This window comes from Streptacidiphilus sp. EB129 (assembly GCF_041262645.1).
GTDB lineage: Bacteria > Actinomycetota > Actinomycetes > Streptomycetales > Streptomycetaceae > Streptacidiphilus.
Map to the genome: position 1 here is coordinate 1 of NZ_JBGCCS010000019.1, position 14,321 is coordinate 14,321.

General features: G+C 73.6%; 11 protein-coding genes. 8 read left to right on the forward strand and 3 right to left on the reverse strand.

Annotation, left to right across the window (positions count from 1 at the left end):
- Positions 1–93: 93 nt before the first annotated feature.
- Complete coding sequence (locus ABH925_RS22620) at positions 94–3,693, reverse strand: CDP-glycerol glycerophosphotransferase family protein (RefSeq protein ID WP_370150613.1); 3,600 nt, start codon at positions 3,691–3,693, stop codon at positions 94–96.
- A 133-nt stretch (positions 3,694–3,826) separates the two neighbouring features.
- On the opposite strand from ABH925_RS22620, the gene ABH925_RS22625 reads away from it, so the two are divergent.
- The gene (locus ABH925_RS22625) at positions 3,827–6,055 is read left to right on the forward strand and encodes a CDP-glycerol glycerophosphotransferase family protein (RefSeq protein WP_370150614.1); all 2,229 of its coding nucleotides are present in this window, start codon (positions 3,827–3,829) and stop codon (positions 6,053–6,055) included.
- Positions 6,056–6,104: 49 nt separating this feature from the next.
- Here the strand turns inward: ABH925_RS22625 and ABH925_RS22630 are convergent, their stop codons facing one another.
- Positions 6,105–6,641 (reverse strand): phosphatase PAP2 family protein, encoded by a 537-nt coding sequence (locus tag ABH925_RS22630; protein WP_370150746.1) that lies wholly within the window; start codon positions 6,639–6,641, stop codon positions 6,105–6,107.
- Positions 6,642–6,750: 109 nt separating this feature from the next.
- Between ABH925_RS22630 and ABH925_RS22635 the strand changes: the two genes are divergently transcribed.
- The 7 genes from ABH925_RS22635 to ABH925_RS22665 all read left to right on the forward strand — a co-directional run bounded on the left by ABH925_RS22635 (position 6,751) and on the right by ABH925_RS22665 (position 12,938).
- Complete coding sequence (locus ABH925_RS22635; protein WP_370150615.1) at positions 6,751–8,124, forward strand: FAD-binding protein; 1,374 nt, start codon at positions 6,751–6,753, stop codon at positions 8,122–8,124.
- A gap of 48 nt (positions 8,125–8,172) precedes the next feature.
- Positions 8,173–8,928, forward strand: a complete 756-nt coding sequence (locus ABH925_RS22640) for a decaprenylphospho-beta-D-erythro-pentofuranosid-2-ulose 2-reductase (protein ID WP_370150616.1) — start codon at positions 8,173–8,175, stop codon at positions 8,926–8,928.
- 65 nt (positions 8,929–8,993) lie between these two features.
- A complete protein-coding gene (locus ABH925_RS22645; protein ID WP_370150617.1) occupies positions 8,994–9,935 on the forward strand; it encodes a YihY/virulence factor BrkB family protein in 942 nt (313 codons plus the stop codon).
- A 129-nt stretch (positions 9,936–10,064) separates the two neighbouring features.
- Positions 10,065–10,757, forward strand: a complete 693-nt coding sequence (locus ABH925_RS22650; protein WP_370150618.1) for a response regulator transcription factor — start codon at positions 10,065–10,067, stop codon at positions 10,755–10,757.
- A complete protein-coding gene (locus ABH925_RS22655) occupies positions 10,754–12,193 on the forward strand; it encodes a sensor histidine kinase (protein WP_370150619.1) in 1,440 nt (479 codons plus the stop codon). The genes ABH925_RS22650 and ABH925_RS22655 overlap by 4 nt, the downstream gene beginning before the upstream one ends.
- A gap of 101 nt (positions 12,194–12,294) precedes the next feature.
- Positions 12,295–12,684, forward strand: a complete 390-nt coding sequence (locus ABH925_RS22660) for a hypothetical protein (RefSeq protein WP_370150621.1) — start codon at positions 12,295–12,297, stop codon at positions 12,682–12,684.
- On the forward strand, positions 12,681–12,938 hold the full coding sequence (locus ABH925_RS22665; RefSeq protein WP_370150622.1) for a hypothetical protein: 258 nt from the start codon (positions 12,681–12,683) through the stop codon (positions 12,936–12,938). Before ABH925_RS22660 ends, ABH925_RS22665 begins: the two co-directional genes overlap by 4 nt.
- Before the next feature lie 82 nt (positions 12,939–13,020).
- Here the strand turns inward: ABH925_RS22665 and ABH925_RS22670 are convergent, their stop codons facing one another.
- Entirely contained in the window at positions 13,021–14,289 is a 1,269-nt protein-coding gene (locus ABH925_RS22670; protein ID WP_370150623.1) for a D-alanyl-D-alanine carboxypeptidase family protein, read from the reverse strand.
- Positions 14,290–14,321: the final 32 nt, after the last annotated feature.

Consider the following 14,321-nt stretch of genomic DNA (forward strand, 5'->3'; position numbering starts at 1 on the left):
GCCGCGCGGGCACCCAAACACCCCGCGTCTCACCCGGGGTGGCGTGGGGCCCGCTGTGCCGGGCCCCACGCCCCTCCCCTGTCCGGTGCCCTGTTACTTGTTCAGCAGCGCGTCCACGACCCGCACCGCGGCCCTGCCGTCGTCCCACGGGCTGTAGGTCTTCTGGAAGGCCGCGTAGGCCTCGGCGTACGGGGCGGTGGCCGCGGCCACGTCCCGCAGGGCCTCGACCAGTTCCTCCGAGGTCCGCAGCAGCGGGCCGGGCGCCTCGGCCTCGTAGTCGAAGCTGAACCCGCGCAGCGCGTCGCGGTAGTGCTCCAGGTCGTAGCCGAACAGCAGCACCGGCTTGCCGGTGCCGACGAAGTCCGGCAGCACCGAGGAGTAGTCGGTCACCAGGACGTCGGCGACCAGCATCAGCTCCTCGACGTCCGGGTAGTCGGCGACGTCCCACAGGTAGCCGTCGCCGGAGCCGGGGGCCACCTCGGTGACCTGCTGGTGCGGACGCACCAGCAGCACCTGGTCCGCGCCCAGCGCGGCCTTCGCCGCGGCCAGGTCGATCCGCAGGTCAAGACCCAGGCCGTGGTAGAAGCCCTGCTGGTCCTCGCGCCAGGTCGGCGCGTACAGCACCACCTGCTTGCCCTCGGGCAGCCCCAGCCGGTGCCGCACCTGGGCCGCGCGCTGCTCCCGGTCCTCGGCGTAGAGCCGGTCGGTGCGCGGCAGCCCGGTCTCCAGCACCTCGCCCTCGAACCGCAGCGCGCGCCGCAGCACCGGGGTGCTGGCCGGGTTGGGGGACAGCAGCAGGCTCCACTGCCGGGCGCCCTGCTCCAGGTCCCGCAGCTGGTCCGGGTCGGTGTACCAGTCGTTCTCGAAGTCGAAGCCGATCTTCTTGACCGGGGTGCCGTGCCAGGTCTGCAGGATGATCTGGCCCTCGCGCCGCTCCACCCACGGCGGCAGCGTGGTGTTGCCGACCAGGTACCGGGAGCGGGCCAGCGCCTCGTACCACTCGGGACTGTGCCGGCGGACCGCGGTGAGCGTCGGCGGCAGCTCGGCCTGCAGGTCGTCGACCACCCACAGCTGTTCCAGCTCGCTGCCGCGGCGGACCAGCTCCTCGTGCACGGCGCGCGGCGAGTCGGCGTAGCCGCCGCCGTCGAAGCTGTCGAAGAGCACCGCCTGGCGCAGCGGCCGGGTCCGGGCGGCGGGGTAGAACTCGGTGCGCAGCCGGTACTGGTGGTAGTTCCCGGCCTCGTTGTCGGCCAGCGCGCTGTCGGCGGTCAGCAGCAGGCAGTCGTACCAGCGGCGGGAGAAGGTGACCTGCTTGCCCCGCGCCTCGACCGCCAGCGGCAGCGCGTCCATGGCGTTGGGGGCGATGTGCAGCTTGAACTCCTCGACCGCCTCGCCCCGGTCGAGCCGGACCCGCAGCTCCCACTCGCCGGCCTGCAGCGGCAGGTCGCCGCCGAAGCTGTCGTTGGGCACGGCCGGCAGTACCACGCTGAACCGGCCGTCGACCGACTCGCCCGGCGTCACCGGGGCGCGCCGGGTGTGGATTTTGTGGCGCAGCACCAGGTCGAAGGTGTGCCGGCCGGGCAGCGGGAACGTGCCTTCGAGCAGGAAGCCCTGCTGCTCGGGCACGGCGGACACCCGCTCCACCCGCGGCTGCACCGGCTGGTCGCAGATCTCCAGGTAGCCGCTCGGGGACGGCTTGAACAGCAGGGCCCTGGCGTCGCCCACCGCTCCGTCACCATCGGTTCCGTCACCACCCGTTCCGTCACCATCGGTGCGGCTGAACGGGAACTGGGCCGAGGAGGAGCTGTCCTCGCCGCCGTCCATGACCAGCGGCAGTTCCGTGCCGTCGGCGAGCAGCAGCTCCGCGCTCCAGTGGTCGGACTCCCGCTCCAGTGCGGTCGGCCGGAGCTGCGCCTCGTCGAGCCGCACCTCCTCCAGGTCGGCGGGGTCGAAGGCCGCGGTGAACGGCACCTGGCCGCCGCCCGGGGTGCCGAGCTCCAGCGGGTAACGCAGCTCGCGGCCGCTGCCGTCCTCGTTGTGCCTGACCCGCAGCAGCGCGCCGTCCAGGCCGCCGCGCTGCGCGATCGAGCCGCGCAGCTCTATCCGGTCGTCGATCTGCCGGGCCGCGCCCACCCGGGCCCTGGCGGTCTCCACCCGGAGGTAGAGGTGGCTGTCGCGGATCTCCGGGACCACCCGGACGTCGTCGCTCACCCAGAACGGCGTGGGCACCTGACCGGACCCGGTGAGGCCGGCCTTGAGCCGGGTGCGCCGGGGACGGCCCTTGCCGAACAGGCCCAGGGTGACCCGCCAGGTGCCGTCCTGCCACTGGCCGCGCCGCTTCAGGCGGGCCGGGTCGAAGGAGACCGAGAAGCCGGACCAGTCCGCGTGCCGGAACACCAGCTCCGGGGTGCCGGCGGTGACGTCCCGGCGCCGCACCGTCCTGGTGGGCAGCACCAGGGTGCGGCGGCTGCCGGTCTCACGCAGCATCAGCGCGCGCACCGAGTCGTAGCGGTGCTCGGCGCCGAGGTTCTTCAGGTACGCGTTCCCCTGCAACTGCAGCTGGCCGTCGTCCTGCCGCCGCACCACGTCCACGTTGGCCTGCAGGCCCACGGCCCGGTGCAGCGCCAGCACGGTGTCGTCGACCGGCGGGCTGGTGCGCAGGAAGGGGTAGTCGGCCCTGGGGCGGACCGTGCCCCGGGTCGGCACGGCGCGGGGGAACTCCTCGTCGAACGCCTGCAGCGCCAGCAGGTCGTCCATCCGGCGCTTGGCGGTGAGCCAGTACTTCAGCCGCAGCGTCTCCGGCAGGGCGTTCATGACCGAGCCGCCGATGTCCTCGATCATCGCGCCGACGTGGTCGAGGAACGCGTCCCGGTACTCGGGGCCGGCCAGCGGCAGCACCTTGAAGAATATCGGCATCTCCTCGGTGAGCGAGTTCTCGTCGTAGAAGCTCTGGAACGTGCGGAACTCGGCGCCGGAACGGTCGCGCAGGAAGTGCCGGACCATGCGGATCGAGGTGACCCGGTCGACCAGGCCCTTGGGGTCGGTCCGGTTCTGGGTGATCGACTTGGTGCCGACCTCGCGCATCCGCCAGAAGTACACCGGCTCGGAGAGCACGTCGACGCTCTTGGCCAGGAAGTGCAGCGGGATGCTGACCGGGGCGTCCTCGTAGAGGATGCCCGGGTACCGCATGGAGTGCTCGTCCCAGAAGCTGCGCCGGTAGACCTTGTTCCACGCGGTGCGGTCGGTGACCAGCGGCGGGAACGCGCTGATGTGGGTGCGCAGCCGGGTCTTGCCGAACGGCGCCTTGTGCACCCAGGACTGGTTGAAGCCGACCGAGCGGAACCGCAGCACGTTGCCGGCCACGAAGTCCGAGCCGGTCTGGTCCAGCGTCTCGATCATCAGCTGGTACGCGTTCGGCGGCACGATGTCGTCGCTGTCGACGAAGGTCAGGAACTCGCCGTCCGGGTCGATCGCGGCGGCACCGGTGTTGCGGGCCGGCCCGAGGCCCATGTTCTCCTGCCGGACCAGCCGGAACCGCGGGTCGCGGCGGGTGAAGGCCTCGGCGATCTCGGCGCTGGCGTCGGTGGATCCGTCATCGACCAGGACGGCCTCGAAGTCCGCGAAGGTCTGTGCGGCGAGCGACTCCAGGCACTCGTCGAGGTAGAGCTCGACGTTGTAGATGGGGACAACCACGGAGAGGCGGGGGGCCATAGGAGCTGCGGGCCTTTCTCGGAACAGGCTCGGGCGATACGGCCTCAGCCTAGCGGCGTCGCCCGGCGGCGAGCGGCAGCGGTGCGCGCTGCGGCGGGCGATAGGGTGATGGGCTATGCCCCGGTTCAGCATCGTCGTCCCCGTGTTCCAGGTCCAGGCGTACCTCGGCGAGTGCCTCGACTCCGTCCTGGCACAGTCGTTCCGCGACTTCGAACTGATCTGCGTCAACGACTGCTCACCGGACGGCAGTGCGGAGATCCTCGCTGCCCACCGGCGCGCCGACGACCGGGTCCGGGTGCTGGAGCTGGCCGAGAACGTCGGGCTCGGGCGGGCCAGGAACGCCGGCCTCGACGTCGCCACCGGGGACTACGTGATCTTCCTCGACAGCGACGACACTCTTACCGAAGGCTCACTCTCCGCGATCGCCGACCGGCTCGACGCCACCGGCGACCCGGAGCTGCTGGTCTACGACTACGCCCGTACCTACTGGGACGGCCGGGAGGTCCGCAGCCAGGACGGCACGGCGGGGGCGCTGGCGGCCCGGGACGGGCTGCCGGAGGTGTTCGCGGTCGCCGAGCGCGAGGACCTGCTCGGCCTGCTGATGGTGGCCTGGAACAAGGCGTACCGGCGGGACTTCCTGGAGAAGCACCGGTTCCGCTTCCCGGCCGGGTACTACGAGGACACCCCGTGGACCTACCCGGTGATGCTGACCGCCGAGACCGTCACCCTGCTGGACCGGGTCGTGGTGCGCTACCGGCAGCGGCGTCAGGGCGGCAACATCCTGGCCACGGTCAGCCGCCGGCACTTCGAGGTCTTCGCCCAGTACGACCTGGTCTTCGCCCACCTGGACCGGCACCCGGAGCTGGAGCGCTGGCGCCCGCTGCTGCACCGCCGGATGGTGGACCACCTGAACACCATCGGCGGCCACCCCGACCGGGTGCCCGCGGCGCTGCGCGGGGAGTTCTTCCAGCAGGCCCGGGAGGCCGAGCGACGGCACCGCCCGGCCGGCGCGCCGGACCTGTCTGTCGCGGCGGGCTGGAGGTCCGGCCCGGTCGGCCGGCTGGCCCGCTCGGCCCGGCAGACGGTGCGCGAGGCCAGGCCGGTGGTGCGCCGCGCGGCGGCGGTACCCGTCCTCGGCGGCTACCAGCGGGTCCAGCGAACGCTGCCGCTGGACCACCGGCTGGCGGTGTTCTCCTCGTACTGGGGCCGGGTGCCGTCCTGCAACCCGGCCGCGATCGACGCCAAGCTGCGCGAGCTGGCCCCGGACTTCCGTACCGTCTGGGTGGTCGAGGCGCAGCGCCGCCAGGACGTCCCGCCCGGCCTCACCGCGGTCGCCCCGGGATCGCGCGCGTACCGGGAGGCGGTCTCCCGGGCCGGGTTCTTCGTCAACAACGTCAACTTCCCGGACGGCGCGCCCAAGCGCCCGGGCACCGTCCACCTGCAGACGCACCACGGCACCCCGGTCAAGAAGATGGGCCTTGACCTGCAGGACTACCCGGCCGCCGGCGGCGAGATCAAGTTCCCCGATCTGCTGGAGCGGATCGACCGCTGGGACTACAGCCTCAGCTCCAACCACTTCTCCACGCTGATCTGGGAGCGGGTCTACCCCTCCGGCTACCGCACCCTGGAGTACGGCTACCCGCGCAACGACGTCTTCCTCACCGCCGGCGCCGAGGAGGTGCGGGCGGCGCGCGCGGAACTCGGCATAGCACCGGGCCGGACCGCCGTGCTGTACGCGCCGACCCTACGTGACTACCGCTCCTCCTACCGGCCGGCGCTGGACCTGGCCCGGCTGGCCCGGGCGCTCGGGCCCTCCTTCGTGGTGCTCAACCGCAGCCACTACCTCTACGACGACCTGGCCGGCTTCGGCGAGGGTTTCGGCGCCGGGGCGGAGGCCGCCGCGGCCGGCGTCGTCGACGTCTCCCGGCATCCCTCGGTGGAGCGGCTGGCCCTGGCGGCGGACGCGCTCGTCACCGACTACTCCTCGCTGATGTTCGACTACGCCAACCTGGACCGGCCGATCATCGTCTTCGCCGACGACTGGGACGTCTACCGGGAGACCCGGGGCGTCTACCTCGACCTCTTCTCCGGCCGCCCGGGGGAGACCCCCGGCGCGGCGGTGCGCACCGAGGGCGAGCTCACCGAGCTGCTGCGCTCCGGGGGCTGGCGCTCCGCCGAGTACGACGGGCCGCGCGCGGCGTTCCGCGAGCGCTTCTGCGGCTTCGACGACGGCCGCGCCGCCGAGCGCGTGGTCCGCTCGCTGTTCCTGGGTGAACCCGAACCGCTGCCGTTCCTGCCGATGGCCGACCGCCGCCCCGCCCCCCGGCCGGACCAGCTGGCCTGAGCGGCTCGGCGGCGGTGTCCCGGCGGCAGATGTCCCGGTTCGGGTGCGCTCAGACCGGGGGCGGTACGGCGGGCCGATGCGGCCTGCCGATCGCGGCGGCCCAGCCGCCGAGGGCCGCGCCGGCCATCACGTCCGAGGGGTAGTGCACCCCCACCACCAGCCGCGAGCCGCAGACCGCGGCGGCCAGCAGCAGCGTCGGTGCAGCGGGCAGCAGGCCGTCGAAGGCGACCACGGCCGCCGCCGAGGACGCCGCGTGCGAGCTGGGGAAACTGTGCCGGCCGGCGGTGCGCACCAGCGGTTCGAGACCGGGCAGCCGCGGCCGGGGCCGGCGCACCACCCGCTTCAGGCCCATGCTGGCCAGATGCGCCGCGGCGACGACGGCGGTGGCCCGCAGCCAGTCGGCCCGGCGGGCCCGGTCCGCCGCCGCTCCGGCCAGGCCGGCCGCCAGCCACACCGCACCGTGCTCGCCGGCCAGCGACAGCGCCCGGGCGGCCGCGGCGACGCCCGGACGCCCGGCGGCTCCCCGGGCCGCGCGCAGCAGCCACTCGTCCGGATCCCGGGGCGGGGGACTGTCCCACAGGGCCATGCGCTCCTCGCTCTCCGCGGCCACCGCTCCGTGCCGCTGATGCACACGATGCAGTGATTGGCCGCGAATGTGCCGGGATGACACGGGTCAGGACGGTACGTTCGTTCTCATGCACGGATCAGCGGTCCCCGACACGGACACCGTCGCCCTCTCCGGCTGGGGCCGGACCGCGCCGACCGTCGCCCGGCTGCGCAGCCCGGCCACGGCCGCCGGGGTGGCCGCCGCGCTGCGCTCGGCCGGCACCCGCGGCGTGGTCGCGCGCGGACTGGGCCGCTCGTACGGGGACGCGGCGCAGAACGCCGGCGGCACCGTCCTCGACATGACCGCGCTGACCGCGATCCGCTTCATCGACGCCGGGCGCGGCCTGGTCAGCTGCGAGGCCGGGGTCACCCTGGACACGCTGATGCGGGTGCTGCTGCCGCTCGGCTGGTTCGTCCCGGTCACCCCGGGAACCCGGTACGTCACCGTGGGCGGTGCCCTCGGCGCCGATATCCACGGCAAGAACCACCACGTCAGCGGCGCTTTCAGCCGCCATGTCCGGTCCCTGGAGCTGCTCACCGCCGACGGCACGGTGCACAGCCTCACCCCGGAGCAGCAGCCGGAGCTGTTCTGGGCGACGGCCGGCGGCATGGGCCTGACCGGGGTGATCCTGTCGGCGCAGATCGAGCTGCTGCCGGTGCAGACCGCGCTGATGAGCGTGGACACCGAGCGGGCCTCCGACCTGGACGACCTGATGGACCGGCTGGAGGCCACCGACCACCGCTACCGCTACTCGGTGGCCTGGATCGACCTGCTCGCCCGGGGCGCCGCCACCGGCCGCGCGGTGCTCACCCGGGGTGACCACGCGACGCTGGACCAGCTCGACCCGGGCGGCCGGGGCGACCCGCTGGAGTTCCGCACCTCCCGGCTGCCGTCGGTGCCCCGCGGCATCCCCGGCGGGCTGCTCAGCGCGGCGACCGTCGGTGCCTTCAACGAACTCTGGTACCGCAGGGCGCCCCGGGAGCGGCGCGGGCAGCTGCAGAAGCTGTCCCGCTTCTTCCACCCGCTGGACGGGCTCCCCGACTGGAACCGGGTCTACGGCCGCGAGGGGTTCCTGCAGTACCAGTTCGTGGTCCCGTACGGGGCGGAGGCGACGCTGCGCCGGATCGTCGAGTCGATCAGCCGGCACCGCTGCCCGGCCTTCCTCGCCGTGCTGAAGCGCTTCGGCGCCGGCGACCCCGGCTGGCTCTCCTTCCCGTCACCCGGCTGGACCCTGGCCCTGGACATCCCGGCCGCGCTGCCCGGCCTGGGCCCGCTGCTGGACCGCCTGGACGACGAGGTGCTGCGGGCCGGCGGCCGGATCTACCTGGCCAAGGACTCCCGGCTGAGCCCCGAGTCGCTGGCCCGGATGTACCCGAGACTGGACGACTTCCGTGAGCTGCGGGCCCGGCTCGACCCACGGCAGCGGTTCACCTCCGACCTGGCCCGCCGCCTCTCGCTCTGAGGCCGGCCCGCCCGCAGGTCCCCATCACGAGCCCCTAAGGACGGCGCCATGAAGAACGCCCTGGGCCAGCCCCAGTCGCTGCTGCTGCTCGGCGGCTCCTCCGAGATCGGCCTGGCCACCGCGCGCCGCCTGGTCCGGGAGCGCACCCGGCGGGTCCACCTGGCCGGCCGCCCGTCGCCCGCGCTGACCGCCGCCGCCGACGAACTCACGGCGCTGGGCGCCGAGGTGACGGTGCACGACTTCGACGCCGCCGCCGTCGACACCCATGAGCCGGTGCTCGGCAAGGTCTTCGCGGACGGCGACATCGACGTGGTGCTGCTGGCCTTCGGGGTCCTCGGCGACCAGCGGCGGGACGAGCGCGACCCGCTGGCCGCGGCCGCCGTGGTCCAGGTCAACTACACCGGGGCGGTGACGGCCGCGCTGGTCAGCGCCCAGGCGCTGCGTCAGCAGGGCCACGGCTCGCTGGTGGTGCTCTCCTCGGTGGCGGGTGAGCGGGCCCGCCGGGCCAACTTCATCTACGGCTCCACCAAGGCCGGCCTGGACGCCTTCGCGCAGGGTCTGGGCGACTCGCTGCAGGGCACCGGAGTCCACGTCATGGTGGTCCGACCCGGCTTCGTCCGGGGCCGGATGACCGAGGGCCTGCCGGAGGCCCCGATGGCGACCACTCCGGACGCGGTCGCCGAGGCCCTGCTGGCCGGGCTGCGGCGGGGCAGCGATACGGTGTGGGCCCCGGGCGCGCTGCGGATCGTCATGTCCGGCCTGCGCCATCTGCCCCGCCCGCTGTTCCGGCGCCTGCCGGTCTGACCGGGGGCCGACGACCGCCGAGGACTGGCTGAGGGACTGCTGAGGGACTGGCTGAGGGACTGCTGATGGACTGGCTGACGCGGCTTCCGGTGATCGGCCCGCTGGTCGGCCGGCTGCTGCGGAGCCGGCCCTACCGGGTGTACGAGCACTTCAACGGGGTCGGCTCGAACCGGCTGGCCGGGGCGGTCAGCTTCTTCGGGTTCCTGGCGATGTTCCCGCTGATCACGGTGGCCATGGCGATCACCGCCTCGGCGCTCGGGCACCACGAGGTGGCGAAGCTGCAGCAGAAGATCGAGGAGCAGGTCCCGGCGCTGGCCTCCTCCCTGGACCTGGGCTCGCTGGCCCGCAACGCCGGCACGGTCGGCCTGGTCGGCGGAGTGCTGCTGCTGGTCTCCGGGCTGGGCTGGGTGGACACCACCCGGGTCTCGCTGCGCCTGGTCTGGAGCCTGCCGCCGGAGCCCGGCAACCCGGTCGTGCGCAAGGTGCTGGACGTCGGCGTGCTGATCGGCCTGGGGCTGGTCGCGGCCGTCTCGATCGGCTCCTCCTCGTTCGCCTCGGCCCTGGCCGGGCAGGCCGCGCACTGGTTCGGGATCGAGCACTCGACCGCGGGGAAGGTGCTGCTCCGGGTGGTGGGGTTCGTCATCGCGGTGGGCGCGGACATGCTGCTCTTCGCCTATCTGCTGGCCGGGCTGCCGCGGCTGGGCGGGGCCTTCCACGGGCACCGGCGCAGACGGGTGCTGGCGCAGGGCGCGCTGCTGGGCGCGGTGGGCTTCGAGCTGCTGAAGCTGCTGCTCTCCACCTATCTGAGCCAGGTCGCGGGCAAGAGCGTCTACGGGGCCTTCGGTACCCCGGTCGCGCTACTGCTGTGGATCAACTTCATCGCCCGCTGGCTGCTCTACTGCGCCGCCTGGACCGCCACCGACGACCCCGCCGCCGCGGCGGCCAGGGCCAGGGACCGCGCGCTGGAGGCGCTGGAGGCGGCCGGAGGCGCAGGCCCGGAGCGCTGACCGTCCTCAGTCCGGCAGTTCTCGGCGCGGCAGTTCGCGGCGCGGCAGTTCTCATTCTGGAGGGGCCGTGCTCTTGCCCTGGTCTGCGAAGCTGCTCACCCGGTGCAGACGGAGGAGGCAGGCGGGACGATGGCGGAGCGACACGGCAGGGTGCTGGTCGTCGACGACGACGCGGCGATCCGCCGCTCCCTGGAGCGCGGGCTACGGCTCAGCGGGTTCTCCGTGGTGTTGGCCGAGGGCGGGGTCGCCGCACTGGCCGCGCACCAGCAGTCGCCGACGGACGTGCTGGTGCTGGACGTCTCCATGCCCGACCTGCCCGGCACGGAGGTCTGCCGCCGGCTGCGGGAGAGCGGCGACGAGACCCCGGTGCTGATGCTGTCCGCGCTGGACCAGCTGGAGGACCGGCTGGCCGGGCTGCAGGCCGGCGCCGACGACTACCTGGTCAAGCCCTTCGCCCTGCAGGAGCTGGTGCTGCGGCTGCACGCGCTGCTGCGGCGCCGGCCGCCGCGCGCCACCGAGCTGCTCAGGGTCGGCCCGCTGACCGTCGACCCGACCACCTGGCAGGTCCGCTACGACGACGCGCCGGTCGAGCTGACCCGCAGGGAGTTCGCCCTGCTGGAGGTGCTGGCCCGGAACACCGGCCTGGTGCTGACCCGGGACCAGCTGCTGGAACGGGTCTGGGGCTACGACTTCGACGTCCGCACCGACGTGGTCGACACCTTCGTCAGCTACCTGCGGCGCAAGCTGGAGGCAGGCGGGCGGCCCCGGCTGATCCGCACCGTCCGCGGGGTGGGGTTCGTGCTGCGAGGAGGCCCGCAATGAGGCTCTCGACCCGGATCGCGCTGGTCACCGCCGCGATCGTGCCGGTCCTGGTGATTCTCTCCGGGCTGCTGCTCAGCGGTCTGGTCACCCGGGACCTGAAGGTCGGCCAGGACGGCAAGCTGCAGGAGCGCGCGGTCGCCGCGCTGCCGTTCGCCCGGTCCGAGCTGAAAGCCGCGGACACCGGACGGCCCCGGGTGCAGGCCAACGACCAGCACCGGCTTGCCGCCGTCGCGCTGGACGTGGGTGTCCGGCTCACCGCCGCCGACGGTTCGGTGCTGCTCTTCGACGGCCCGCAGCCTCCGGTGACCGGCGGCCCGGTGCTGCCCGCCGCCCGCCGCACCCCGGTGACGGTGAGCTACGACGGCACCGGCTGGCGGGCGATCGGCACCGCCGTTCCGGCCACGCCGGGCCAGCCCGGCGGCACGCTCTGGCTGTTCTCGCCGTCCTCCGCGATCCAGGACGAGGTCTCCGCCGTGCAGGGCCGGATCCTGCTGGTCGCGCTGTTCGCCGCGCCGCTGGGCGGGCTGCTGGCCTTCCTGATCGCCGAGCGCGCCGCGCGCCCGCTGCGGCTGCTGCAGCGTCGCACCAGCGGCCTGGACCCGGACGACCCGGCGACCCGGCTCAGCCACCGGCCCACCCATGTCGCCGAGGTCGACGACCTGGCTCACACGCTGCAGTCGGTACTCGGCCGCTACGACGAGCAGGCCGCCCGCACCGGTGAGGCGCTGGCCACCGCGCAGGCCTTCGCCGCCTCCGCGTCGCACGAGCTGCGCACCCCGCTGATGAGCATGCGCACCAACCTGGACATCCTCGCCGACCATCCGGACCTGAGCCCGCAGGAGCGCAGGGAGGTGCTCGACGACCTGCACGGTGAACACGCCCGGCTGCTGGGACTGCTGACGGCGTTGCGGTCACTGGCCCAGGGCGACCTGGTGGAGGCGGACGCCTTCGGCACGGTCGACCTGGCGGAACTGGTCGAGTCCGCGGTGGCCGACCTGCGCAGGGCGCGGCCGTCGGCCCGGGTCACGGTCCACGCGTGGGCGGCGCCGAAGCTCCCCGGCTGGGAGCCGGGGCTGCGGATAGTCGTGGACAACCTGCTGGTCAACGCCATGGTGCACGGCGGCGGAACGATGGCCGTGGAGCTCGGCCTGGAACACGGGACGGCGGTGCTGCGGGTGGACGACCAGGGCCCCGGCGTCCCGCCGGACCAGCGCGAGGCGGTGTTCGACCGGTTCCGGCGCGGTCCGGACAGCCCGGGTTCCGGACTCGGCCTGACCCTGGTCGCCCAGCAGGTCGCGCTGCACCGCGGTTCGGTCCGGCTCACCGACCCGCCGTCCGGTCACGGCACCCGGGTGGAGGTCCGGCTGCCCACCGCCGCGGCGACCACCCCGCTGCCCACCACCCGCAACTGGCTCACCCACGACAGCGCGCACTGATCGTCCCGCTCCTGCCACATGGATTCCACAAGGAGGGTTTCTAGTGTCCCGGCAGACGGGGCGTCAGCCAGGCCCCGGGACCTTGTCAGGAGAGGACCACCATGTCCATGCGCCGTACCACTCTCGCCTCCGGCCTCGCCGGCCTCGCGCTGCTCGGGACGCTGTTCGCGGCGTCGCCCGCCTCCGCGGCGACCTCCGGCCCGAAGACGGACGGAGCACACGGCATCTGCCTGCGCGCCACCAAGGTGGACACCCGGATCACCCGCGAGCTGGCCCGCCTCAACGGTCCGGTCACCGAGACCGGCTCCGTCGCCCGGCTGCAGCAGCGGGTGGCCAACGCCCAGAAGGCCGGCCACAGCGCCGTCGAGACCTACCTCAACGACCGGCTGACCGCCCGCAAGGCGCTGATCGGCACGCTGACCCAGCGTCAGACCGACCTCAGGGCCGTGCAGACCTGGTGCGCCGCGAACGACAACGGCAGCTCCAAGTGACGGCACGGGTGCGGGCCCTCGGCCTGGCCCTGGCCGCGCTGGGCGCCGCGGTGACGCTCACGGCCTGCGGCGGCGGCGGTGGCAGCGCGGCGTCGTCGCCGCAGCCGCAGGCGACGTCCTCGGCGAAGTCGGGTCAGTCGGCACAGTCGGGGCAGAACGGGCAGCTGACGCAGCAGCAGGTGCAGCAGAAGGTCGCCGCGGCGGAGAGTGCCGCCGCGGCGGCGGACTCGGACGCGGCGACCGACCCGCAGTAGCCCGCCGCCGCGCCTGACCGGTCCCGTAGCGGTTCGGTGCCGCAGTGCGCGCCGGTCCCGGAGAGCGCTGCGGTCCGGGGAGTCAGTCCAGCAGGTCGTGGGAGACCGAGCGGCGGCGGAGCCGGGCCGGCTTGCGGCGGGCCAGTACCAGCACGCCCGCCGCGCCGGCCAGCAGCACCGCGGTGCCACCGCCGATCCAGGCGAGGGTGCCGGGCCCTCCGGGCCGGCTGGAGGCGGCCATCGGCCCGCTGGCCGGCGGCTTGCTCCTGACGCTCGCCGAGTCGCCCGCACCGGCGGTGGACGCCGCCTGCGCCACCACCGCCGGGTTCAGGCTGCCGACCGGGCTGACCTTCCCCTCGGCGGCGAAGCCCCAGTCCAGCAGTTCCCGGGCCTCGCTGTAGACCGCGTTCAGGGCATGGTCCTGCGGGTTCATCACGCTGACCAGCACCGTGTGGCCGTCCCGCCGGGCCGCGACCACCAGGGTGTTGCCGGCGTTGGTGGTGTAGCCGTTCTTCACCCCGATCAGGCCGTCGTAGTGGGGGACGCCGTCGATCCCGGAGAGCAGCCGGTCGGTGTTGTCGATCTCGAAGGGCTTGCCCTTGGTGTCGGGGCCGCCGGGGAACTTCGCCGTCGGGGTGGAGCAGTAGCGGGCGAAGTCCGCGTTCCGCAGACCCTCCCGGGCGAACAGGCTGAGGTCGTACGCCGAGGAGACCTGGCCGGGCATGTCGTACCCGTCCGGGGAGACCACATGGGTGTCGCTCGCGCCGAGCCGTACCGCCTCCGCCTGCATCTGCTGCACCGTCGCGGCGACCCCGCCGTTCATCGCCGCGAGCACGTGCACCGCGTCGTTGCCGGAGCGCAGGAAGACACCCAGCCACAGGTCGGGGACCGTGTAGGTCTGGCCGGGGAGCACTCCGACCTCGCTGCTGCCCTCGCCCATGCCGGCCAGGTCGCTGTCGGCGACCTTGTGGCTGGAGGTGTCCGGGATCTTCGGCAGCACGGTGTCCGCGAACAGCGTCTTCAGGGTGCTGGCCGGCGGCAGCTGCCAGTGCGGGTTCTCGGCCGCGAGGACCGCCCCGGTGTCCGCGTCCGACACCATCCAGGACAGCGCCGACAGCCTGGCGGGCAGCGCCGGGGCGCCGGGCTGCGGGTTGACCTGGACACCCGGACGGCCCAGCTGGTCGCCGCCGACCGTGGACATCGTGGACGGCGGCTGCCGCACCGTGACGGGCGAACTGCTCGGGGTGGCCCGGCCGGTGGCCGTGGCGGGGCCGGCCACCGCGAGACCGACGCTCAGGGCGGTGAGACAGACAGCGGTGGCGGAGCCGACACTACGAAGTTGGATGCGCACCGGAAGACCGTACCCAATCTTGCTGAACGTCC

Excerpts from the sequence above, each read along its gene's own strand:
- ABH925_RS22645 (WP_370150617.1), top strand. The coding sequence starts at position 8,994 with ATGGACTGGCTGACGCGGCTTCCGGTGATCGGCCCGCTGGTCGGCCGG.
- ABH925_RS22655 (WP_370150619.1), top strand. The coding sequence starts at position 10,754 with ATGAGGCTCTCGACCCGGATCGCGCTGGTCACCGCCGCGATCGTGCCG.
- ABH925_RS22660 (WP_370150621.1), top strand. The coding sequence starts at position 12,295 with ATGTCCATGCGCCGTACCACTCTCGCCTCCGGCCTCGCCGGCCTCGCG.
- ABH925_RS22650 (WP_370150618.1), top strand. The coding sequence starts at position 10,065 with ATGGCGGAGCGACACGGCAGGGTGCTGGTCGTCGACGACGACGCGGCG.
- ABH925_RS22625 (WP_370150614.1), top strand. The coding sequence starts at position 3,827 with ATGCCCCGGTTCAGCATCGTCGTCCCCGTGTTCCAGGTCCAGGCGTAC.
- ABH925_RS22630 (WP_370150746.1), bottom strand. The coding sequence starts at position 6,641 with ATGGCCCTGTGGGACAGTCCCCCGCCCCGGGATCCGGACGAGTGGCTG.
- ABH925_RS22635 (WP_370150615.1), top strand. The coding sequence starts at position 6,751 with ATGCACGGATCAGCGGTCCCCGACACGGACACCGTCGCCCTCTCCGGC.
- ABH925_RS22640 (WP_370150616.1), top strand. The coding sequence starts at position 8,173 with ATGAAGAACGCCCTGGGCCAGCCCCAGTCGCTGCTGCTGCTCGGCGGC.